Origin of the sequence: Maridesulfovibrio frigidus DSM 17176 (genome assembly GCF_000711735.1) — a bacterium.
GTDB classification, from domain to species: Bacteria; Desulfobacterota; Desulfovibrionia; order Desulfovibrionales; family Desulfovibrionaceae; genus Maridesulfovibrio; species Maridesulfovibrio frigidus.
This window is the reverse complement of the sequence record NZ_JONL01000007.1, coordinates 202,351-225,498: the sequence shown is the minus strand read 5'-3', so window position 1 is coordinate 225,498 and position 23,148 is coordinate 202,351. Positions and strand designations below refer to the sequence as shown.

Here is a 23,148-nt window from a genome sequence, read left to right as displayed (position 1 = left end):
GGTTACCTTTTGCCGTGCACTTTTCTATTGATGAGATGGGCGGCAACTCCTCCGCCGAACCCGTTGTCGATATTTACGACACTTACTCCCGGTACACAGCAGTTTAGCATAGAAAGCATGGTAGTCATGCCTCCGAGATTTGCTCCATAACCGACGCTTGTAGGGACGGCAATAACGGGGGCTGATACTAACCCGCCAACTACCGTGACAAGTGCGCCTTCCATTCCCGCCACGACGACTATGGCGTTAGCCTTACGCAATGTTTCTATGTACGGAAAAAGTCTATGAATTCCGGCAACTCCCACATCATAAATGCGCTCAACTTTGTTCCCCATCAGTTCGGCTGTAACAGCAGCTTCTTCTGCCACCTTAATATCTGACGTGCCGCCTGTTACAACTGCGATGCCTTCTAATTGCGTAGGAACGGTTTTGCACAGCGCTATAATTGATGCTTCGGGGTGGTGTTTAGCTTCAGGAAGTTCCTTTAAAATCAATGCCACCTGATCGTCTGAAACTCTTGTGAAAAGGCATAGTCCTTTCATCTCTAGGGCGGCTTTACATATGGTCTTTAAATGTTCTGGGCTTTTGCCTGGGCAGAAAATAACTTCTTCAACACCGCATCTAAGGCCTCGATGCGTATCCAGTTTTGCACAACCTAAGTCTTGAAAGGGCAGTTGTGAAATCGTTTCCAGAATTTCAGAATCATCGATCTGGCCGTCTTTATAGAGCTGAAGCAGTTTAATTAATTCAATCTCGCTCATTGGAGTCCTTTATAGGTAAAAAGCATTGCCGTTTTACCTCTTCTGAAATTATTCGCGGTGATAACCCTGTCAATTTTGAAATTTCTACTAAATTGTCGAATTCAGGTTTGCGGCTGATCAGATGATCATCGAATGTTGATATTTTGATGCGCACAGGATATTTTTGACCGTTTATTTCAACCTTATATTTGTCAAAGTGGCGCTTTGCAATGAACCTGTCCACAATACGGCTGCGTACGCCTATCGAGCCAGTTTGTTGCATAAGCTTACGGCACATTACTCTTTCTTCGCCCGGAACGCACATAATTGATACAAGGTGAGCCGGACGGTTCTTCTTGCCCGTTGTCGGTGTGATGTAGGCATCAAGGGCGCCAGCGTCAAGCATCTCATTTAGTGCGTGACCTAAAACTTCTCCACTTACGTCATCAACAAGAGTTTCAAGCATCATGGCTTGCTCATTGTTTTCGTGTGATGAAATATTTTCAATAATGCGTAAAATATTGGGAGAAGATTTGAGAGTAGCGTTGCCCGCTCCGCGGCCTGTATTAAGTGGAGTTGATGTCGGGTAAACTTTGATGAAATCATCAACAATACACGCAAGAATGGCGACACCTGTCGGGGTGGCTAGTTCAAACAGCTCAGTTGAAGATGCTATGGGGATGGATCTTTTACATAAAATTTCGAGAGCTGCTGGAGCTGGCGATGGAATTTTACCGTGATCCATGCAAATAATACCGTTGCCGACAGCAACAGGAAGGCATGAAATATTACCTTCCAGAAATTCATATTTGTCGAGAAGCCACAGAGTCCCAGCGATATCAATCACAGTGTCTACTGAGCCGACTTCGTGCAGATGAAAATCTTCTTTGTGAATTGATGATTCTGCTTCTGCAAGTACTGAAATAACTTCCAGCCCTTTATCTATGATAGTTGGAGTCATCTCCATAAAATTTGAAATATTTTTGAAAGCTCCGGCGAGGTCTTCGGCAGAAGCAAATCTTTCACCTTTAAGGCCGATGTCCATCTTAATGGCGCCAATTCCCATGGACGTGGTTTCCAGCGCTTCAATAGAGGCGGTGCAATGCGTCAACTCGCAAACAGCTTTGCTCAGTAGTGGAAGGCATTCCTCATCACCTGTCAGGTCGAGCAGGGATGCAAGCAGCATGTCACCAGCAACACCAGCCATTCTAGGGTCAATTAATAAGGATTTCATTTTAAGCCCTCACACACTGATTTACAGATCAGCAGAGTTGAAAATTAATAGGCGGGGTTTTTATGCCAGCGATATGCCGTCTCAATAATTTCGCGAAGATCATCGTATTTGGGGGTCCATCCTAACAGATTGTGTGCCTTTGTACTGTCGGCAACAAGTCTCGGAGAATCGCCGTCTCGTTTTGGTTCGAAGTCGTATGGTATTTTGCGCCCGGTGACTTCGCTTGCCGCGTTGATAACGTCTAATACACTGAATCCATTACCGTTACCAAGGTTGAATATGTGCGCGCCTTGCTCCTTTGCTAGATAATCAACAGCGGCAAGGTGGGCGTCACAAATATCTTGAATATGGATGTAATCTCTGACGCAAGTTCCGTCCGGAGTAGGGTAGTCATTGCCAAATATCTTTAGCTTACGCCCCTTTTCTATACTGCTTAGTAAAATATTCGGGATGAGGTGAGTTTCCGGTTTGTGAGCTTCACCTATAAGAGCGTCAGGGTGTGCGCCTGCAGCATTGAAATATCTGAAACAGACTGAATTGAAATTGTATGCTTTGGCATAATCTTCAAGAATTTCTTCAACGTAAAGTTTGGATCGCCCATATGGATTCAGGGGAGATAAAGGGTGATCCTCGGTTATTATATCCATGACAGGGTCGCCGTATACAGCCGCCGTTGATGAAAAAACGAAGTTTTTAACATCGTGATTACGCATTGCCCGTAACAGGTTTAAAGTTCCGGTAACGTTGTTGTCGTAGTATTGGTAGGGCTGCTGCACAGAGTCACTAACAACAATTAAGCCAGAAAAGTGAAATACTGCGTCGAATTTCTTTGAACTGAGAGCTTTATCTAGATCATCTGGGTTTCGAAGGTCACCCTTAATAAATTCGCCCCACTTTAAAGCGTCTGCGTAACCAGTTGAAAGATTGTCAAAAACTGTTACTTCGTGACCGTAATCACTTAGCATTCTTGACATATGTGAGCCTATATATCCGGCTCCTCCGCAAACTAGTAGTGACAATTTATTGTCGGAACTGCTCATCACGTCTCCGTGAGTTTAAATGTTAAAAATAGTTAACCAACTGATTATTTAATAAATTTTTAGTTTTGTCGAGAAGGACAGTTTTTTAGTTAGTAAATAAATATATCAATAATAACAATCGTTCAACCTTTGGGTCTTAATTGGGCGTGTCATTGTTAATTAAATTTTTTATATGTTTATATTTTGATGCTTTTTTTGATATAGTAACCATAATGATGGCTTAAATGGAGCTGATACTAATTAATGATTTGTACAGATAAAAGAGGGTGCTTACTTGCGTAAAAAAATTATATTTATGACGTTGCTTATTTCAATAATGTCGGCTTGCTATGCGTTTGCGTCTCCTGACCGGGTAGTGTTTTATCCTTCAGGAGCAGATGTATCTAGGCAAGTTAAAGTTGATTTAAAAACAACAAGTTATGGCGAAAGCGTTGAGTTTATTTTGCCTGGACAGGCTTTGCCTGAATCTTTTTCCATTGCGCCTCTTACGGAAGGTATTTCCATTAATGACGTTTCATGGCTTAGGGACGATTTATCCGAATCTTCAGCAGCTGTGAATATTGTAAAAAATATTGATTTGCTTAGTTCAAAATTAGCAGCTGTAAATGCTCAGGCTCAAGCAGTTGAAGGAGGCATCCTTTTCTGGAAGGAAAGAGGCAAAGTTCAGCAGACTAAGGCTGATGATGTTAACAAAATTGCGGGTTTGGTAGTTTCAAATTTGACAAAGCTATATAATCAATCTGTAAAGTTAAAGGTTCAGAGCCAAGATTTGAAAGAGTTGATTGACGATCAGAAGAGAAAGCTCAATGGAATTTCAGGACAAGGAAAAAGTCGCTGGATAGTTACAGTTTCTGTCGCTGGAGATGGAATTAAAAGTGGTTCATTTAAGATAGGGTATATGCTTCGCAATTGCGGATGGAGACCAAAATACAAACTGGATGCTTACCCTGAAACTCAGCAAATAAAGTTCTCATTTGAGGCAGAAATATGGCAGGGCAGTGGTCAGGACTTCAAAAATTATGATGTAGCACTGGCAACTGTTAAGCAGAATTCGCGAATGTCTCCTCCGAATCTTGCTCGGTGGGTTATCAAACCGCTTGAGCCCGAAAGTCCTCAGCCTAAAAGTTATGCGCGACCTATGATGGCGATGGAATCTGCTCCGATGAATGATGCAGCAGCCTCGCCTGCAGCCCCGAGACAGGTTCGCAAATCAACATATTCTATCTGGGAGCTTGGTACGAAGACTATTGTTGCCGGTCCAGCTAGAAAATACGCTATATCTGCTGAGAATTGGAATTCTGAATTCACATATTTAGCTCGTCCATCACGAAGTTCAGATGTATTTGTGTCTGCCAAGGCTGTGCTTAAAGAGGCTAGAGACTATCGGCCCGGTCAGGCTTTGGTTTTGATGGAAGGAGCAGTGCTTGAGAAGGTTAATTTCTCTTTTTCAGGTAAAGAGAAAACTGTGTTTTTTGGCGCGGATCCGCTTTTGAATGCTAAGCATAAAATCGTAGCGAAACAGTCTGGAGAGAAAGGTTTGTTTGGATCTAAGCAGACTTATGATTGGGATTATTTAATAACATTATCTAATGAACGCAAAAATAAGGTTGTGATTAAGGTTCAGGAATCTGCTCCGAGGGCTGGTGACAAAAGAATTAAACTTGTAGATAGCTCAAAGCCTGAAGCTAAAATTAAAGACAATAATTTTGAGTGGCTTGCTGAAGTTGCTGCGGGTCAAAAAACTGAAATTGAGTACGGCGTAAAATTAAATGCACCGGATGATATGGATATTGATTTAGGTTCAGGAAAATAAAAAATAAGGCCCGCTTCAATCGAAGCGGGCCATTTAAGTTTATAATAGGTTTTACGCCTATATCATAGGAATTATTAGAAGTTGTAACCTAGGCTGAGCCCTACAATGTGGGTCATGCCGTTAGTTGTTTTGGTATCAAGAACACCAGTTCCGGCTCTTGCTTCTATGGTACGATCTTTCATCCAGAGGTAATTGTAAGAGACGTCGACAACAAAGCTGTCAAAAGTCATACCCAAACCTGTTGATACCATCTGACGATCATTTGTCGGCAGCATGTAGTCTTCATACCCTTCGCGAATCGGGCTTTGGTCATAAACATAGCCGGCTCTTAGGGCTAAATCGAAGTCATCAAGTGGAAGGTATTCCACGCCTAGCTGGAATCTCCAAACATCTTCCCATTTCTTATTAATAGTTACGTTAGTTATGCCTATGGCTGTGGAGTCAGCAAAGTTGTAGGCGATGTCGCTGTATGAGCTCCATTCGGAGTAAATAGCGTCAGCTTCGAGGCTGATGTTAGGAATCGGTTTATATTCAACACCAAACATGAACATGTTTGGTGTATTCATAGACATTGTAACCTGTGAGTCGTTAAATCTTGTCGCAGTGCTTACTCCGGTAGGGACATTGTAGCTTGCTGATCCACTTGCGTGGTGAAGCATTTCACTGCGATATGATAATCCGATAGCCCATTCATCGTTTGGTGTAATTCTCACTCCAGCATTAAAACCGGGGCTGACTGTGTCTACTATGATACGTTGATCAACGTCATTTGTCGTATTGTTAGGATCGTTTGCGCCTGTTGGGTCAATCTTTTTACGAAGATCGGCTCTAACATACATGAGCTCAACACCAAGTGCGAAAGAAATATAATCGTTGAATTTGTAAGCAAGATTCGGGTTGACCGAGAAACTGTTTAATTCAGTATCATATGATGAATATCTACCGCTCCAGTTCTGGTCGAAAGATGTACCTAGTCCGAAGCGGGTGAATGTTCCTACTCCAAGCCATAGGCTGTCGTTTACCTGATGTGTAATATACGCGTGCGGTGGGACGAAAACTTTTTTGTTAATACTTTCTGCTGTATCAACGCCGTTGTAGCTAGTTGTTACGTCATTTGAAGGAGCAATTAGTGAAACTCCTGCTAATGTTTGAGTTCCTTCAAGCTGGGTAATTCCAGCTGCATTCCATGCAATGGCTGAAGCGTCATCCGCTTTGGCAATCATTGCTCCCCCAAGAGCATTGCTACGCGCACTCCATTCATAAAGAGCAAATCCAGATGCTTGTGCTTTTACGCATAAGATTGATGATAAAACAAGTCCTAGTAAGAAAAGAAATAGTGTAACCCTTATTTTCATTGTAACTCCTCAAAGCAAAATATACGTAACACTCAAAATAAAACCAAAATAAGCGTGTTGACTATTTTTGAAGCGATTAATCACTATATCTATTGATAATGTAAGTAAAGAAAATTTAAGATATCTGAATAGTGCTTTGATTTTTGTTAACATTGGACGCAATGTTTTAAATAAAAGATACATAAGTGTATGTTTAGAAGAGGTGTTACGTTGCATAACAATCAGAACTAATTGTTGTAGAGTTTTTATAAAAGAAAAAGGGCCGCTTGATAACTCAAGCGGCCCTTTTATTAGTAGAATGTAGCAATGACTATCTTACAAAGTAAGCAAGATATTCCTGATTTCCTTTTGGCCCTTTAATACTCGAAGGAACAATACCTTTAAGTGTTAATTGCAGTTCGGAGGCTGCAAAGTCTACGATCATGTCGACCGTTTGCTGGCGCAGTGCTTCGTCTCTGACGATGCCTTTATCTGTCTGGCCCGGACCTACTTCAAATTGAGGCTTAATAAGGCAGACTATTTCACCTGTATCTTTTAAAAAGCGCACTAAAGCAGGGAGTACCTTTGTTAGGGATATAAAAGATACATCACAGACAACGAGATCAATATCCTCAGGGATTAAGCTTTTTTCGGCATGTCGCAGGTTGATGCGCTCTAAATTTATTACGCGTTCATCCTTTTGAAGTTTCCAATGAAGCTGACCGTAACCAACATCTGCGGCGTACACTCTGACAGCTCCGAATTGAAGCATACAATCAGTGAATCCGCCTGTAGAAGCTCCGGCATCAAGCGCAACTTTATCTTTGGGATCAAGTCCCAATTCTTCAATCGCTGTGAGCAGTTTGTACCCACCGCGACTTACAAATCTGTCTTTGCCTTTAACTACTATTTCAAGGTCAGGTAAAAGTTGCATGCCCGGCTTAGTAATAGGTGTTTTTTGACCGTTCAGAAGATAGTGGGCTTGTCCCGCCATGATCATACGCTTTGCTTGCTCACGGCTTTCTGAAAGTCCTTGAGCGAAAAGCATTTGATCCGCGCGTTCTTTTTTCGCCACTTATTTTTTCTCCAGACCGAGCATAGAAACGACGTTATTAGCTGCTTTAGTAATGTAATCCGCTTCTGACATGGAATCTTTCAATGCAGACTCAATTACAAGCTCAGGTGCATTCGCTTTGGACGCATCAGGTGTAACTTCATATTCCGGTGGGAACGCGTTTTGGTAGTACATGTCCTGAAAGCCAACAAACTTAAGTTGATGAGCAGTAGAATCGAGTACAGCACATTCTTTGTCACTGATGAGTCCCAGTTCTTTTGCTCTGATGAGACCAGCTAAACATTCGCCGCCCTGTGTACAGGCAATGTGCCCATGTGAATTTGCGAGAAGCATGCTGTCCATGATGGACTGTTCGGAAACCTGAATCACTTGAAATGATTCCTTGCCGCCGATTGCTTCGTATTTATCTGCAAAATATTGAACTCTTGGGAATGATACGGGATTACCGATCATTGCCGCCTGCGCGACAGAAGGCTGTACAACGACAGGTTTATATTTGCGCTCTTTCGGATCATCTACTGAGTAGTAACGGTAGACAGGGTCGGCGTGAGCTGACTGAACGCCGAAGATGCGCGGAAGTTCTTTAATGATATCAAGTTCGTATAGTTTCAGGAAACCGGCCATAATGGCGGTGACGTTTCCGGCATTACCGATTGGAACGAAAATGCATTTTCCTTTGAGATCCCAGTCATACCACTGTGCTACTTCAAACGCATAAGATTCCTGTCCAAGGATTCTCCAAGAGTTCTTGGAGTTGAGCAGGGCTACTCTGTAGTTGTCAGCCAAGTGCTCGACTACCTTCATGCAATCATCAAATACACCGGGAACTTCAAGAACTTTCGCTCCGCTACCAAGTGGCTGAGCCAACTGCTGAGGAGTTACTTTCCCTTCGGGCAGAATAACAACTGATTTAACCGGTCCGCCTATGTAAGAAGCGTAAAGGGCTGCAGCAGCTGAAGTATCACCGGTGGAAGCACAAACTGTGAGTATTTCATCCCAGTTGTTTTTAGCGAGGAGAGCATTTATGTAACTGAATGCGCAAGCCATACCTCTATCTTTAAAGGAGGCACTTGGATTCTGCCCGTCATTTTTGTAGGAGGTATTAATTCCAACAATTTTATTTAAATTCGGACTTGATGCAACAACCGGAGTGTTACCTTCGCCAAGGTATAAGATGTCCTTTTCTTCAAGAACTGGAGCAAATAACTCGTAGAATCTGAAAATACCTCTGAGGCTGTCTTTTTTGGTGGCTGTACGTGAATCAAACAAATCGCGCCATTCCTGACCGGATGTTTTTTTCAACTCGTCAAATGTGAGATCCTGTAGAATGAAGACGGAACCACATTCAGGGCAAGTGTAGTATAATTCATCAATTCCGTAATGCTGTCCGCAACCGAGACAGTGGTATTCCATCTTTCCCCTATATGTAGGGAATGTATTAGCCTGAGACATAAGTCCTCCGCGAGGGTTTCATAAATAGCGGTAAATATTACGAAGGCCAAATCTTCGGAATGCTCAAAACGAACATCCATACTCCGAGACTGACCTTAATTGCCAAACCAAATGCTTTTCCCCAGAATGCACCCCATGCGGAGTGTTGGGCGTCAGCGAAAGTTCTACCATGCGAGAGTTCAAGGACTAAGCAGCCCCCGAATGAGCCGAGTAGGGCTCCGGGAAGTGCTCCCAGTCCGAAAAAAAATGGTGCGCCTAAAATTGCTCCGGCAATGGCGCCTACGAATGCGCCTATGCTGCCTCGGCCTGTTGCTCCGTATTTTTTTCCACCAAAATATTGTGCTGCAAATTCTAAAATTTCACCGACAAGAGCAATTGCTGCCAGAACCATGATGAAATTCCAAGTCATGGTCTCCGGTAGAAATAATTTCCAACCAATGACAAGACCCATAATGAGCCAGTTTGCAGGCAATCCAAAAATATGCAGGGCCAAAGAGCATAGCATTAAGAGGATGACCAATATCGCTAAGGCAGTAATCATCTCTTATTTCTCAACTTCTCTTGTGTCGATTACGCGTTGAGCTTTTCCTTCAGATTTTTCAATAGAATTATGCTGAACAAGTTCAACTTTAGGAGTAACCAGAATTTCATCCCTGAGCTTGTTTGCAATAAGTTTTTGTAAACCCTGCAATACTCTCATGTCTTCGACAAAATACTGATCTTTAATTTCGACCTTAACTTTAATCTGGTCAATGAACCCATCTCTGTAAAGTTCAATCAAGTAATTTTCACCAACCTCAGGAATAGCCATGATGATCTGTTCGATCTGCATCGGGTAAATATTAACACCCTTAATAATGAGCATGTCATCGGCACGGCCAGCTATTCTGTCAATTCGGCGAGAAGTTCTGCCGCATTTACACTTGCCGGGAATAAAGCGGGTCAGGTCGCGTGTTCTGTAACGAATGATTGGCATGCCCTCACGAGTAAGGGTCGTCATAACAAGCTCGCCTATTTCGCCGTCAGGAACGTGTTCACCCGTTTCCGGATCAATGATTTCTGCAATGAAAGAGTCTTCCCATATATGCATGCCGTCTTGCTCGGTACACTCAAAAGCAACACCGGGACCGTTCATCTCCGAAAGACCATAAGAATTGTATGCTTTAATATGAAGCATTTCTTCAATCTTTTTTCTGGTGTGTTCGGTGTGCGGCTCAGCTCCGATAAGAGCAATTTTCCAAGGCATTTCGGCTGGATCGTATCCCTCAGCTTTAACTTTACCAGCGAAGTAAAGTGCAAAGGACGGGATAATGTGGAGCGCAGTAACGTTGAAATCGCGGATAAGCTTGATCTGGCGCTTGGTATTACCTGCGCCTGCCGGAACTGTCAGACATCCAAGGCGCTCTGAGCCGTAGTGGATTCCGAGTCCGCCTGTGAAAAGGCCATAGCCGGACATATTTTGTAATACATCAGAACGCCTGACTCCAACTGCATACATTGAACGAGCCATTAGACTTGCCCATGTATCGAGATCTTTTTGAGTATAAAAAACAGCAGTAGGGGTTCCGGTTGTGCCGGAAGAAGCGTGGAGGCGAACAAATTCGTCAAGAGATTTTGTAAGTAAACCGTATGGATACTGCGAGCGGAGGTCTTCTTTTGTTGTAAAAGGAAGTTTTTTAATATCATCAGCAGTTTTTATTAATGATGAATCAATATTATTTTTTTTGAAAATGTCACTATAATATGGAGAATTGGAGGCTTGCTCGATTGTTTCTTTCAGTCTTTTAGCTTGAAGTTTTTCAAGTTCATTTCTATCGAGGTTTTCAACTTTATCGAAATACATATTATTTCTCCGGCTAGTTATTTTTCATTGATTCTCGTCTATTTGTGAGCTTCGATTATTCATCGCCATACTCAGACGGATAAGGCTCTGCAGCAAGGTTTTCAAAGGCCGTATATTGACCGAAAAATGCTAGTTCAACGCTTCCGGTAGGACCGTTACGCTGTTTACCGATAATGACTTCAGCCTTGTTATTGATAGGCTTGTCTTCTTTTTTGTTATAAAAATCTTCACGGTAGAGGAATAGAATAATATCCGCATCCTGCTCGATAGCTCCAGACTCACGTAAGTCAGACATCATAGGACGTTTGTCGGTACGTTCTTCAACTTTACGGTTAAGCTGTGACAGTGCAAGAACGGGTATTTTTAATTCTTTTGCAAGCGCTTTTAAAGAACGCGAAATGTCAGCAATTTCCTGCTCACGAGAGTCAGTTCTTGCGCTTGAACGCATAAGCTGGAGGTAGTCGACCATAACCAGTCCAAGATTGTGCTGGGATTTAAGTCTTCGACATCTAGCTCTTAGTTCCATCGTGGAAAGTGAGGGTGTATCATCGATAAAGATTGGAGCGTCTGTCAAGTCCTGAGCTGCGTCGTAAAGCTTAGCCCAGTCTTCATCATCGAGCTGTCCGGTACGGAGTCTCGCAAGGTCAACTTTACCATGACAAGCGAGCATTCTTGTCATGAGCTGGCCCATGGCCATTTCAAGCGAGAATACGGCCGTTGGAACGCCACTGTTCAGTGCCGCGCGCATGGCTACGTTAAGAGCGAAAGCTGTTTTACCCATACTAGGTCGTCCGGCAATAATGACTAGCTCAGAGTTTTGAAGACCTGCTGTCATTTCATCAAATTTAGTATAAGATGTGGGTATGCCAGTTACTAGAGATTTTTGTTCGACTCTAAGTTCTAGTTCTTGAAAAACTTCTTTAATCAGCTCTTTACTATTTTTAATAGTAGTAGTTTTTTTGGCGTCAGTAATTTCAAAAATTGCCTGCTCGGAATGATCGAGCAATTCTTTGACATTTTGGGCTTCAAAACTATCTGTGATAATTGTAGCGGCAGCGTCTATAAGGCTGCGTTGGATTTTCTTCTCAGCTACAATTTCAGCATGATGAAGAGCATTTGCAGCACTGACAACAGAGTTGGCAAGGTCTGCAAGATAAACAGGACCACCAATAGTATCAATATGACCTGTAATGGTTAAGTACTCATTTACAGTTACGATATCTATCGGTGCATTTTTGGCATAAAGAGCTTCAAAAGCTCTGAAAATTTCTTGATGGGAAGGGGAGTAGAAATCGTCTGAGTGGACTATGTCAACAAGATCATTGAATATAGTATTACTTAAAAAAACTCCGCCGAGCACAGCCTGTTCCGCTTCCAGATTGTGGGGTGGTACTTTCCTTAATAGATCAGACGGAGCATCAGAAGATGCTCCGCCTGAATTATAAGTAGAGCCGGGCTTACGCCTCTTCTGCTTCTGGTTCTGCAGGAGCTTCTTCTTCTACTGCGTGACCTTTCTTAGAAACAGTCACTTTGATTTCACCACGAACTTCCGGGTGAAGTTTAACTTCGAGAATAACTGTTCCTAGTGAACGGATAGGATCTGAAAGCAAAATTTTTCTGCGATCAATATCAAAACCAAGTTCAACAAGAGCATCAGCAACATTTACTGCGGTAACGGAACCGTAGAGTTTGTCGCCTTCACCAACACGAACTTCAACACAGACTTCAACTTCAGCAAGTCTGTCTTTGAGTCCCTGAGCCTGAGCGCGTAGGCTGTCAGCCTGTTCCTGAAGCTTTCTCTTTTCAAGCTCGAACTGCTTGAGATTAGCTGCGGAAGCAGGCATAGCAAGTCCCTGTGGAATCAAGTAGTTGCGACCGTAACCGGCTTTAACTGAAACGATTTCTCCAAGGCTACCAAGAGCGTCTACATCGGCACGTAAAATAAGTTTCATATCATGCCTCCTAGATGCTTCTCTTCTTAACGTCAGTGCTATGCACGGTGGTGTAAAGCATTAGGGCCATCTGTCTTGAACGTTTAATTTCAGTAGTCAGGCGGCGTTGGTGCTTTGCACATGTACCAGTAATTCTGCGGGCAATAATTTTGCCGCGTTCGGTAACAAAGTCCTTAAGAATGTCAGGACGTTTATAATCGAGTGGAAGTGCTTTATCTGCGCAAAAACGACAGAACTTCCTTTTTGGTGTGAATTTTCTCTTGAATGCCATGATTAAGCTTCCTCCTTAGCCTGTACGGTATCGTCAAGTTTAACTGTAACAAACTTGAAGATTCCTTCAGTGATACGGATGTTGCGTTCGAGTTCTGCTACCAACGGTGCTGGTGCTTTGAAAACTACACGAACGTAGTACCCACGGGACTGGTTCTGGACAGGGTAAGCCAACTGGCGTGATCCCCAATCGTCTATTTCCTCAAGATTGCCGCCTTCACGATCAATGATGGCTACAACCCCTTCAACGATAGCTTTGCGGCTGTCGCTCGCAAGCTCGGGGCTTAAAAGCAATAGTGCTTCGTACTTTCTGAGCATTTAAAAACCTCCTTATGGTCTATGGCCCTTTCCTTAAAATTTAGGGCAAGGCGAAAGAAGGGATGTTTAGTCCCTTTATGAACATCTGTCAAGTTTTGAGAGATTATTACGAAATAAAAAGCTGGAAGCGATGAATTCGATCCCAGCTTTTTATTTAAGTTTTATAGTAAAAACTAAATTCCCATGATGTTGTAGCCGCAATCAACGAAGAGAACTTCTCCGGTAACACCGCTAGACAAATCTGAGGCAAGGTAGGTGGCAGTCTTTCCTACTTCTTCTGTGGTCACATTCTTATGAAGAGGGCCGCGCTCTTCGATGTGTGAGAATATGGTCTTAAACCCGGATATTCCGGATGAAGCCAAAGTTTTAATAGGGCCGGCACTTAGAGCGTTAACTCTGATGCCTTTAGCACCCATATCGCAAGCAAGATAGCGTACGCTAGCTTCAAGAGCAGCTTTTGCTACGCCCATTACGTTATAGTTAGTGATGACCTTAGAAGACCCAAGGTAAGTCATAGCCATAACTGATCCACCCTCATTCATGAGTGGTTCAAATGCGTTACAGAGCGAAACAAGTGAATAGGCTGAAACGTTCATTGCGAGGTGGAAACCGTCGCGAGAAGTTTCAATGTAACGTTTTTTTAGGTCATCGCGGTTTGCGAATGCAACCGAGTGAACGAGTATATCAACGTCTCCCCATTGTTCTTTTACGAACTGAGCGGACTTTGCTACGTCTTCATCACTGCTGACATCACAAGGGAATATAAATTCACCGCCAAGCTCTTCACTGATAGGCTCAACGCGTTTTTTAATAGCATCATTAACATAACTGAAAGCAAGCTTTGCGCCTTGCTTTTTAAACTGTTCAGCAATTCCGTAGGCAATACTTTTTTCGTTTGCCACACCGAAAATTACAGCTTTTTTTCCTTCCAGCAGCATTAATTACTCCTTGTAGATAAAAAATATTAATCTGTAGTCAGAGTCGGGGTTCCAGAGACACCTTTAGAGGGCAGCCCTCAAAATGAATGTCAATATTGAATGGAAACTACGCTTCTGGCGAATTAAATTATTTAGTTAACCGTTTTTAAGCATCAAGTTCGGAACTGGTCAAGAGCTTAAACGCTTCTAGGTACTTCTCGCGGGTTTTTGATGCAATGTTCTCTGGAATTTCAGGTGCAGGAGGCTGTTTATTGAAATCAATGACAGTCAGCCAATCTCGCAAAAATTGTTTGTCGAAGCTAGGCTGTGATTGTCCTGCTTTATATCCTTCCATCGGCCAGAATCTTGAAGAGTCAGGAGTTAGAACTTCATCAATTACGATTAGTTCATCGCCTACAAGACCGAATTCAAATTTAGTGTCAGCAATAATAATTCCGCGCTCTTTAGCGAAGTCTCTAGCACGGCGGTAAATGGCAAGGGTTACATCCTGAACCTTTTCAAGGAGGTCGCTGCCCAGCATTTCCATTGCTTTATCAACTGTGATGTTTTCATCATGTTCGCCTAAATCTGCTTTTGTTGAAGGCGTAAATAGAGGCTTTTCAAGCATTTCAGACTCCTGAAGTCCCTTGGGGAGTTCATGTCCAGATACTTTGCCTGTTGCAAGGTAATCTTTCCAGCCTGATCCTGTGATGTATCCGCGAACGATACATTCAATTGGAAGAGGTTTGGCTTTCTTTACCAACACACTGCGGCCTTGAAGCTGATCTTTATACTTATGAAGAACTTCTGGATAGTCATCTACATTTGAAGCAATCAAATGGTTAGGTACGATGTCTTTGCACATTTCCATCCAGAATAAGGTGATCTGGTTTAGAATTTTACCCTTATCTTCGATAGGGGTCGGCATGATTACATCATAAGCAGAGATTCTATCTGTTGTAATTATAAGCAGTGTTTCAGCATCAACTTCGTAAATATCGCGAACTTTCCCTTTCGAGAGAAGTTTCAATTCTTTAATATCTGTATCGATCACATGTACTTTCGACATTTAGGTTACCTCTTTATTTGTAACGGGATTCAACTGAACGGGCGTGCGCTTCAAGTCCTTCAAGTCTAGCCAGTCTGGCAATTTTAGCGCCATGTCTTGAAACGTAGTTCTGATCTGTATAAATCAAACTGGATTTTTTGCAAAATGTATCTACTGAAAGCGCAGATGAAAATCTAGCTGTACCTACTGTAGGTAGAACGTGATTTGGGCCGGCAAAATAGTCTCCGATAGGCTCAGGGGTGTGGTGTCCCATGAAAATTGCGCCGGCATGCTTGATAAGTCCGATGGCGGACCATGGATCATCAAACGCCAATTCCAAGTGTTCAGGTGCCATATTGTTTGAAAAATCTATTCCAGTTTTTCTGTCAGGAACATTTACTACAGCACCCCATGCATTGAGGGACTGTAAGGCTATTTCACCGCGTGGCAATTTTTTCGCCTGAATCCTGAGTTCTTCTTTAACCTTGTCACCTAGTGTCTTATCCCAAGTGATTAAGATTGAAGCGGCGAGTGGATCATGTTCTGCTTGTGAGAGCATATCTGCCGCAATCCATACTGGATTTGCAGATTCGTCAGCTAGAATTGCTACTTCACTGGGGCCGGCTATCATATCAATGCCGACTTCACCAACAAGCTGACCTTTGGCTGTAGCTACAAAAATATTACCTGGTCCGGCAATTACGTCGCAAGGCTTAATGGTTTCAGTACCATATGCAAGAGCTCCAATCGCCCATGCAGAACCACCTGCGTAAATTTCGGTTATTCCAAGTATCTGCGCTGTGGCAAGTATGTATGGATTCAGCGTGCCGTCTTTTCTCGGAGGAGAAATGACCGCGATTTGCTTAACTCCTGCAACCTGTGCAGGAACTGCATTCATAATCATGCTGGAAATAAGTGGTGTTTCGCCGCCTTGTCCGCCGGGAACATATAGGCCGACGCGGTCAACTGGCCTGACAAGCTGGCCAAGTATTGTTCCATCTTCGTCAGCAGTCCACCATGATTCTTGAACCTGTCTGCGATGGAAATCTTTTACATTGCGGATAGATTCTTCAATTATTTCTAGGTCTTCACTTTGAACTTCAGCATATGCAAGACTGAGGTTATCCGCAGTAACTTTGAGCATATCCATGTTGAAAATGGGACAGTCGAATTTCTTGGTATACTTAATAAGAGCCTGGTCACCATCAGATTTAACAGCATCAAGAATGTCTCTGACGATTCCGTCAACTTTTTGATCTGGGTTTTTGCGCAGGTCTAGCCATTTTTTGATTTCAGGCCATGAATCTTGGCCGGAGTAGTCTATATTCTTGCAAGGCATTGAAATATCCTTAACTTGAAAAAGTGAAATAGTTGTTTGTTTTTACCGCTGTGAATTACTTAATATAAGTCCGATCAGTATCGTAATGCGGTTCAAAAGTCGAGCAGAATAGACGGGTGCAAATGTCAAAAAAAAGGCCGGAAGTATCAACTTCCGGCCCGGTGTCAGGTATAAATTGCTAGTAAGACTGGTCTAAGAATTCTTAGAATTCGTAAACAAGGCCAACTGCGAGTTTAAGAGCAGGATCTTCTTTACCGTCACGTGTAGTGTCGTAAGCAGACCATGTGTCTTTATCAAGATCCATTCCGATGTAACCGAATTCAATGATAGCAGCCAGTTCGTCGTAGATCTGGTAGTTTGTGTTGAAGTCAATTTCAAAAGCCTGGTCTTTAGTAGTCAAGAAGTTACCATCAGCGCTGATGTTAGTCAGGCCAGTGTTGTTCTGGATAAGATCTTTATCGTTGGTACCTTTGATGTACAAGAAGTGGAAGTCATGAGTCAGTTTGTCGAGGAAAGAGATATCTTCGAAAGACAGACCAAGAACCATCTGACCAACCTGCTGATTGCTGTTAAGGTCAGCAGAAGTTAGAGCAGAACCACCGTAGTAGTAAGTACCGAAAGCGAAGTCATTGTTGATTACAGGAAGACGTTCAGAACCATTGGATGTTTTGTCATCTTCACCAGAGGTGTAAGCGAAAACAAATTTAGGCTGCATGAAGTCCATGCCTGTGTAAGCAAGAGACAAGTCAGCGCCCCAACCGGAACGGTCGTTCTGTTTCTGGTCTGCATCAAGATCACCGTATGCGAAGTCAGCTTTTAGAACGATTGGATCGAACATGGTCATTCCGAAGGAAGTACCAGCCCACCAGGAGTTAACACTCTTGGTGAAAGTTGCAGCAGAAGGAGCTGTCAAGCCAGCGCGTCCGGAAACAGCTGTGTATGTGTCTTTACCGATAAGACCGTACATGAAGTAAGGAGTTGCTTCAAGACCGTCGATTGTTACAGGAACTGCACCATAGAAGAGGTCAAGTTCATCTTTGGAGTTAGAACCAGTAGTGGAGTAAACTCCGCCTGAATCATCAGAAGTTGCATCATATGCACGGATGAAACCAACTGAAGCAGCGATAACATCTGTGATAGGTGTGCTGATAGTAAGAGCACCAGCGTCAAGGTCACCCATTACCATGGAACCAGCAGCGGCACCAGGAAGGTTGATGGAGAAGATACCAGCAGTGGTCAATACTTCTGTTTCTGGGAAACGGTACTGCAAGAATACGCGTTTGATTCCGAGAGTACGGTCAGAAGAACTGTCAACAAGTGAAGAATCACTAGCTGTACCAATGCGAGTTTTGTATTCAACATACAATTCTGACATCAAGTTTTCGTTTGCAATGAAACGGAACTGAGTACGAGCTCTAAAGTAGAAGTTCAAGTCATCTTCTTGAACGCCATTGTTTTTAGCGGATAGGAAATCGCTGTTGTCCATGAAGTTAGCCTGGAACTGGAATTTACCTTTGGCTTCGAGATCAACCGCAGAAGCGGTTCCTGCCATAGCTAGCACTAGAGTAGCTAGAATAGCGAGGATCATTAATTTTTTCATAATTTTTCCTTCTTTTGCTGAATAAATAAAACTGTGGCAAAATTGCCTGACACCTACCTTCACAAACAGTTCTACAGAGTCGTGGGGTCGATGGCAAGCGAAAAGTTACATTTTTTTGACTAAAGTTAAAATTTTTTTACCGTATAAAAAATTATACCTTGCTAGGCTTTGTAATTACATAGAAAGACTATATATTTATAATAACACTGTACAAGCCCTTTATTGACGGGAATATTGGCTCAGGTTAGTCTTTTTAAAATATTTTTAGTGTTAGTATAAAAAATTATACAGGGGTTCTGTTCATGAGTTTTGAGTTTATTGCTGTCGATTTTCCGACATCGCCCGGTGTATATCTCATGAAAGATTCTACCGGCCTTATTATATATGTAGGGAAAGCTCGAATTCTTCGTAAACGGCTTTCATCATATTTCAGGTCTATTGATAAGCATACTCCTAAAACAAAGGTTTTGGTTTCAAAGATTGCGTCAATAGATACGCTTGTTACCGCTACTGAGAAGGAAGCTTTGCTTTTAGAGGCAAGTCTTATCAAGAAGCACAGGCCACGGTATAACGTGGTTTTACGAGATGATAAACAATATGTCCTTTTCAGACTTGATAAGCGCGCGGAGTATCCTAGACTCCGCATGACCCGGAAGGTTGTGCGCGATGGTTCAGTATATTTCGGGCCGTATACTTCTAGTTTCTTTGCGCGCGAAACTTGGAAAATCCTAGGTAAAGTATTTCCTTTGCGTAAATGTTCGGATTCCGCCTTTAGGAATAGAACAAGGCCGTGTCTTTATCATGATATAGGGCAGTGCCTTGGGCCATGCGTTAATTTTGTTCCGCGTGAGCAGTATATGGCGTTGGTGAAGAAGGTAGAGATGCTGCTTTCCGGCAAAGCTGCAGATTTGATCTCGGATTTGCGTCATGAAATGGAAGAGGCTGCAGCGGAACTCGCTTATGAGCAGGCTGCTAAGATTCGCGATCAGATCACAGCTATCAGCAAAACAATCGAAAAGCAGGCTGTTGTGCTCGATGATAGGTCTGATATTGACGTTATCGCCCTTGCGGAGTCATCGCGCGGGGTTGGTTTAGGATTACTTTTTGTTCGCAAGGGGCGTTTACTAGATAAAAAAGATTTCTTCTGGGCTGGATTAAGTCTTGAGGATGGTGAAGAAGTTCTACACAGCTTTATCAACCAATTTTATTCGTCAACAAAATACATTCCACCGAAACTTCTCGTGCCGTTTGAGTTTGATATGCAAGGTTCGTCTGAAATTTTAGCGGAGCGTAGCAAGTCACCAGTTCGAATTGGTACTCCGCAGACAACTGAAGAGAAGCGTCTTTTAGACATTGCCCGTAAAAATGCGGCTATTGGAGCACAGGAAAAAAAGAATGACGACATTCTTGATGTACTTTTTGCGAAATTAAACCTTCCTTCGCGCCCTGAGCGGATTGAGTGTATTGATGCCTCTCATCTTGGCGGTGAGGGGATGCGCGTAGGCATGGTTGTTTATGAGCTCGGTAAGCCTGAAAAATCGCAGTATCGCACTTATGTCTTTCCAGAGCTCGAGCATTCTTCTGATGATTATGCAGCGCTATATCACTGGGTGTTTAAGAGAATTGATTCTGGTCCGCCATGGGCTGATCTTATCTTAATAGATGGGGGGAAGGGGCAGCTTAGCTCAGTTGAAAAGGCTTTTGCCGATAATTGGAAGTCAGAGACACCAATTCCGCAACTTTCTTCAATAGCAAAGGGGCCGACTCGAAGGGCGGGTGAGTTAGAAGATAGAATTTTTACACCCGGACGAAAAAATCACCTGCCGCTCAAAGGTGGTAGTCCTGCCTTACTGTTTTTACAGCGGTTGAGGGATGAAGCTCACAGGTTTGTAATCGGTAAACAGCGAAAATCGCGCAAGAAGAAGGCCCTGCAGAGTGAGGTGCTGAGTTTGCCCGGTATCGGTCCGAAAACAGCACGTCTTTTATGGGATGAATACGGTTCCGTGCAGAAGATGAAAGAAGCAACTGCCGTGGAATTAGCTAAAGTACCGGGAATCGGTAAGGTTCGAGCTAAGCAGATATACAAGGCTTTTCAGGAGCTTGGTTAGGTTCAATCTTCTAACCAAGCTCAATCATATTTGGTGAAAATCTAACTTTACACTTTGATTCAGTGATTTTTTACCGTTGTGTCTCTGTGTTATCTTCGTTTCAAACTAATCCTATTCGTGATTAGTACGAATTTTATGCAACCTCAGTCGGTTCGCCGATAACTAACTCGGTTACTTTACATTCAGGAGCATACTTTGCGACCTCGGCAGTAAAGTTTGCGGTATTCTGCTCAAGAATCGGGAAGGTTCCCCAGTGCATGGGAATAGCGTTTTTGCATCCGAGAAGTTTGCACGCGTAGGCTGCATCATTTGAATCCATTGTGAACCAGCCGCCTGTAGGGAGCATTGCAACATCAATGTTGTTAAATTTACCGAACAATTCCATGGATGAGAATAATGCGGTGTCACCAGCGCAATATATGCAAAAATCATCTTCGTAGGTTACAATAAAGCCTGCGGGTGAGCCTTCTGAGCAGGAGTGAGCCGCCTGTACCATTTTGATTTTGATACCTGCCACTTCAACTGTTCCGCCCATGTTCATACCTATGATTTTGTCAGAAGCGATGCCCTGATCAATCATACTAGGCACGAAATCGAATATGCAAACCAGTGTTGCGCCTGTGGTGTTGCAAATTTCGGCGGCTTGACCGACATGGTCGCCGTGGTCGTGAGTAATCAGTACTACATCCGCTTTACTAATGGAGGTCCATTTCGCTGTAGTGGATGGGTTTCCTTCAAAGAAAGGGTCGATTACTACCGTTTTTTCGCCAGATTCAATGACAAAATTTGAATGTCCGTTCCAAGTAAAAATATGGTTCATAATTACCTCTGTGAGTTTTCGCCCCAGCGCTGATATAGATCGTGGGGGATATTTAATTGTTCTAGCACTCTGCCAGCCATATGAGCTGCGAGATCGTTAATGCTTTTGGGAGAGTGATAAAATCCGGGCGAGGCCGGCATTATGATCCCACCAGCTAATGTTATTGTTTCCATGTTTCTTATATGAATCAGGCTCAGGGGAGTTTCGCGGGTAACTAATACTAGCTTGTTGCGTTCTTTAAGGCACACATCGGCTGCTCTGTGAATAAGATTTGCACCGAATCCCTGTGCTATTGCTGCTAGTGATGCCATTGAGCAAGGGCAGACTATCATACCGTCATGTTGCCATGATCCGCTCGCTGGAGGTGCCGATATTAATTCCTGCGGGTAAACAAAGTCAGCGTGATCTGTTAAATCTTCAGGCATTAAGTTCGTTTCAAGTTCCATGACTTTCAGCGCCGCATCTGACAAAATAAGATGCAGTTCAACATCATCCATTTTGCCTAGTGCTTTAGCTAAAATTGAAGAGTAAATTGTGCCGCTTGCACCAGTTATAGCAAGGACAATTCTTTTTTTATCCATAATTAAAAGCCTAAATCCTTTCGAGTGGCAGGAGCCTTATTATTTAGCTGCGTTAAAAAGGATAAATACAACAGGGGATAGAAGTTTACAAGTCTCGTTCGTGTGTGAACGATTTTATTATTTAACAATAAATTAATTTACCTATTCCTAATTTCTTGAAATTTTGACTATCATATGAGACTAGAAACAAAACTTAATTCAATACTTGAAGAAATCACGTACACAATTTTTATCCGACGGAGAAAACAGTATGGTAACTCTTGGAACAGCCGGAACTAGTTCTGCTCGTAAGATGATGCTTCTTGGCGGTGGTGAGCTTGGTAAGGAAGTCGTAATTGAAGCTCAGCGGTTGGGTGTAGAAGTTATTGTTGTTGACAGGTATGAAAACACACCTGCTATGCAGGTTGCTCATCGCAGCTATGTTCTTTCTATGCTCGATGCAGATGCTCTCCGTAAAGTTATAGAAACTGAAAAACCTGATTTCATCGTACCTGAAATTGAGGCTATTGCTACTCAGACTCTTGTTGATCTCGAGAAGGAAGGATTCAATGTAATTCCTACTGCCATTGCCGCAAGACTTACTATGGACCGCGAAGGTATCCGTAGGTTGGCAGCTGAAGAGATCGGCCTCAAAACATCTCCATATAAATTTGCTGATACTAAAGAAGAATATCTCGCAGCCGTAAAAGAAATAGGCATTCCTTGCGTGATTAAGCCTGTTATGAGCTCGTCCGGTAAAGGGCAGAGCACAGTAAAGAGCGAAAGTGATATCGACTATTCATGGGAATATTCGCAGTCTGGCGGCAGAACTGGAGAAGGGCGCATTATTGTAGAAGCATTCGTTGAATTCGACTACGAAATTACCTTGCTCACAGTTCGCCACAAAGACGGGACATCATACTGCCAGCCTATAGGTCACAGGCAGGAAGATGGCGATTACCGTGAATCATGGCAGCCACAGCCTATGAGCGCCATTGCCCTCGAAAAAGCGCAGGATTACGCTCTTAGAATTACAAATGCACTTGGCGGGCGCGGCCTGTTCGGAGTGGAGCTGTTCATTAAAGGTGATGAAATTTTCTTTAGTGAAGTTTCACCTCGTCCACATGATACCGGCCTTGTTACCGTTATTTCTCAGGATATGAGCCAGTTTGCATTGCATGTCCGCGCGATCATTGGACTGCCTGTTCCGGCTATTCGCCAGTACGGACCAGCGGCTTCCAGCGTAATTCTTTCAAATGGTAAATCAACATCTCCTTCCTTCGTAAATGTTGATAAAGCATTGGAAGGTCCTGATACGAAAGTATTGATCTTCGGGAAGGGTGAATGTGACGGAGTACGCAGACTAGGTGTTGCTCTTGCGCTTGGTAAAGATGTTGATGACGCTAAAAAACGCGCTATCAAAGCTTCATCAACCGTAGAAGTTAAGTACTAAGCTCCTTAATTAAATAGGCAGCTTCATAGGTTTTGAAGGAATAATTCCAACCGAGACTGCGCAAGCTGTATAGATAAACAAAGTTTCGAGCTATTAGCTAAATTAAAGATCAAATCTTTGCGTATTGCATGTACGCTTAGATTTGATCTTTTTTATGTTGCTTATAAATTATATTTAATGAGTTAGTCAGGATTGACATTTTGCGTTAAAGGGAGAATTGATCTTTCTTTGG

General features: G+C 43.0%; 21 protein-coding genes. 3 read left to right on the top strand and 18 right to left on the bottom strand.

All coding sequences use genetic code 11. The annotated features are described in order from the left end of the window. Window positions 1-2: 2 nt before the first annotated feature. The 3 genes from larB to galE are packed head-to-tail and all read right to left on the bottom strand — an operon-like array spanning window position 3 to window position 3,014. Entirely contained in the window at window positions 3-761 is a 759-nt protein-coding gene (gene larB / locus BR06_RS0114580; RefSeq protein ID WP_031484325.1) for a nickel pincer cofactor biosynthesis protein LarB, read from the bottom strand. Continuing rightward, window positions 748-1,974, bottom strand: a complete 1,227-nt coding sequence (gene larC / locus BR06_RS0114575) for a nickel pincer cofactor biosynthesis protein LarC (protein WP_031484324.1) — start codon at window positions 1,972-1,974, stop codon at window positions 748-750. The genes larB and larC overlap by 14 nt, the downstream gene beginning before the upstream one ends. A gap of 44 nt (window positions 1,975-2,018) precedes the next feature. After that, window positions 2,019-3,014, bottom strand: coding sequence for a UDP-glucose 4-epimerase GalE (gene galE, locus BR06_RS0114570; protein WP_031484322.1), 996 nt, complete (start codon window positions 3,012-3,014; stop codon window positions 2,019-2,021). A 274-nt stretch (window positions 3,015-3,288) separates the two neighbouring features. On the opposite strand from galE, the gene BR06_RS0114565 reads away from it, so the two are divergent. After that, complete coding sequence (locus BR06_RS0114565) at window positions 3,289-4,827, top strand: mucoidy inhibitor MuiA family protein (RefSeq protein WP_031484320.1); 1,539 nt, start codon at window positions 3,289-3,291, stop codon at window positions 4,825-4,827. A 74-nt stretch (window positions 4,828-4,901) separates the two neighbouring features. Here BR06_RS0114565 and BR06_RS0114560 read toward each other — a convergent pair whose 3' ends face one another. The 13 genes from BR06_RS0114560 to BR06_RS0114500 all read right to left on the bottom strand — a co-directional run bounded on the left by BR06_RS0114560 (window position 4,902) and on the right by BR06_RS0114500 (window position 17,975). Next, a complete protein-coding gene (locus BR06_RS0114560) occupies window positions 4,902-6,182 on the bottom strand; it encodes an OmpP1/FadL family transporter (protein ID WP_031484319.1) in 1,281 nt (426 codons plus the stop codon). 310 nt (window positions 6,183-6,492) lie between these two features. After that, complete coding sequence (locus tag BR06_RS0114555; RefSeq protein ID WP_031484318.1) at window positions 6,493-7,236, bottom strand: TlyA family RNA methyltransferase; 744 nt, start codon at window positions 7,234-7,236, stop codon at window positions 6,493-6,495. Beyond that, a complete protein-coding gene (gene thrC / locus BR06_RS0114550) occupies window positions 7,237-8,688 on the bottom strand; it encodes a threonine synthase (RefSeq protein ID WP_031484315.1) in 1,452 nt (483 codons plus the stop codon). 37 nt (window positions 8,689-8,725) lie between these two features. Further along, the gene (locus tag BR06_RS0114545) at window positions 8,726-9,229 is read right to left on the bottom strand and encodes a DUF456 domain-containing protein (RefSeq protein WP_031484313.1); all 504 of its coding nucleotides are present in this window, start codon (window positions 9,227-9,229) and stop codon (window positions 8,726-8,728) included. A gap of 3 nt (window positions 9,230-9,232) precedes the next feature. Continuing rightward, on the bottom strand, window positions 9,233-10,531 hold the full coding sequence (locus BR06_RS0114540; RefSeq protein WP_031484312.1) for a phenylacetate--CoA ligase family protein: 1,299 nt from the start codon (window positions 10,529-10,531) through the stop codon (window positions 9,233-9,235). A 55-nt stretch (window positions 10,532-10,586) separates the two neighbouring features. Further along, window positions 10,587-12,017: a replicative DNA helicase gene (dnaB, locus tag BR06_RS0114535; protein WP_031484309.1), complete on the bottom strand. Its 1,431-nt coding sequence runs from the start codon at window positions 12,015-12,017 to the stop codon at window positions 10,587-10,589. Then, window positions 11,989-12,483 carry a 50S ribosomal protein L9 gene (rplI, locus tag BR06_RS0114530; protein ID WP_031484307.1) on the bottom strand — a complete coding sequence of 165 codons (495 nt, stop codon included), beginning with the start codon at window positions 12,481-12,483 and terminating at the stop codon, window positions 11,989-11,991. Before rplI ends, dnaB begins: the two co-directional genes overlap by 29 nt. A 10-nt stretch (window positions 12,484-12,493) precedes the next feature. Then, the gene (rpsR, locus tag BR06_RS0114525; RefSeq protein WP_031484305.1) at window positions 12,494-12,754 is read right to left on the bottom strand and encodes a 30S ribosomal protein S18; all 261 of its coding nucleotides are present in this window, start codon (window positions 12,752-12,754) and stop codon (window positions 12,494-12,496) included. Window positions 12,755-12,756: 2 nt separating this feature from the next. Further along, window positions 12,757-13,071 (bottom strand): 30S ribosomal protein S6, encoded by a 315-nt coding sequence (gene rpsF, locus BR06_RS0114520; RefSeq protein WP_031484303.1) that lies wholly within the window; start codon window positions 13,069-13,071, stop codon window positions 12,757-12,759. A gap of 173 nt (window positions 13,072-13,244) precedes the next feature. Beyond that, window positions 13,245-14,009 carry an enoyl-ACP reductase FabI gene (locus tag BR06_RS0114515; protein ID WP_031484302.1) on the bottom strand — a complete coding sequence of 255 codons (765 nt, stop codon included), beginning with the start codon at window positions 14,007-14,009 and terminating at the stop codon, window positions 13,245-13,247. Between the two features lie 145 nt (window positions 14,010-14,154). Next, window positions 14,155-15,057 carry a phosphoribosylaminoimidazolesuccinocarboxamide synthase gene (locus BR06_RS0114510; RefSeq protein WP_031484299.1) on the bottom strand — a complete coding sequence of 301 codons (903 nt, stop codon included), beginning with the start codon at window positions 15,055-15,057 and terminating at the stop codon, window positions 14,155-14,157. A 13-nt stretch (window positions 15,058-15,070) separates the two neighbouring features. Further along, window positions 15,071-16,375, bottom strand: a complete 1,305-nt coding sequence (hisD, locus tag BR06_RS0114505) for a histidinol dehydrogenase (protein ID WP_031484298.1) — start codon at window positions 16,373-16,375, stop codon at window positions 15,071-15,073. Window positions 16,376-16,577: 202 nt separating this feature from the next. Continuing rightward, entirely contained in the window at window positions 16,578-17,975 is a 1,398-nt protein-coding gene (locus BR06_RS0114500) for an outer membrane homotrimeric porin (protein ID WP_031484296.1), read from the bottom strand. 302 nt (window positions 17,976-18,277) lie between these two features. On the opposite strand from BR06_RS0114500, the gene uvrC reads away from it, so the two are divergent. Then, window positions 18,278-20,083 carry an excinuclease ABC subunit UvrC gene (gene uvrC / locus BR06_RS0114495; RefSeq protein ID WP_031484294.1) on the top strand — a complete coding sequence of 602 codons (1,806 nt, stop codon included), beginning with the start codon at window positions 18,278-18,280 and terminating at the stop codon, window positions 20,081-20,083. A gap of 133 nt (window positions 20,084-20,216) precedes the next feature. Here uvrC and BR06_RS0114490 read toward each other — a convergent pair whose 3' ends face one another. Together BR06_RS0114490 and BR06_RS0114485 are read right to left on the bottom strand one after the other, a co-directional pair. Beyond that, on the bottom strand, window positions 20,217-20,903 hold the full coding sequence (locus tag BR06_RS0114490; RefSeq protein WP_031484293.1) for a metal-dependent hydrolase: 687 nt from the start codon (window positions 20,901-20,903) through the stop codon (window positions 20,217-20,219). Window positions 20,904-20,905: 2 nt separating this feature from the next. Next, a complete protein-coding gene (locus BR06_RS0114485; protein ID WP_031484290.1) occupies window positions 20,906-21,484 on the bottom strand; it encodes a UbiX family flavin prenyltransferase in 579 nt (192 codons plus the stop codon). A 250-nt stretch (window positions 21,485-21,734) separates the two neighbouring features. On the opposite strand from BR06_RS0114485, the gene purT reads away from it, so the two are divergent. Continuing rightward, window positions 21,735-22,916 (top strand): formate-dependent phosphoribosylglycinamide formyltransferase, encoded by a 1,182-nt coding sequence (gene purT, locus BR06_RS0114480; RefSeq protein ID WP_031484288.1) that lies wholly within the window; start codon window positions 21,735-21,737, stop codon window positions 22,914-22,916. The last annotated feature ends 232 nt before the right edge of the window (window positions 22,917-23,148 follow it).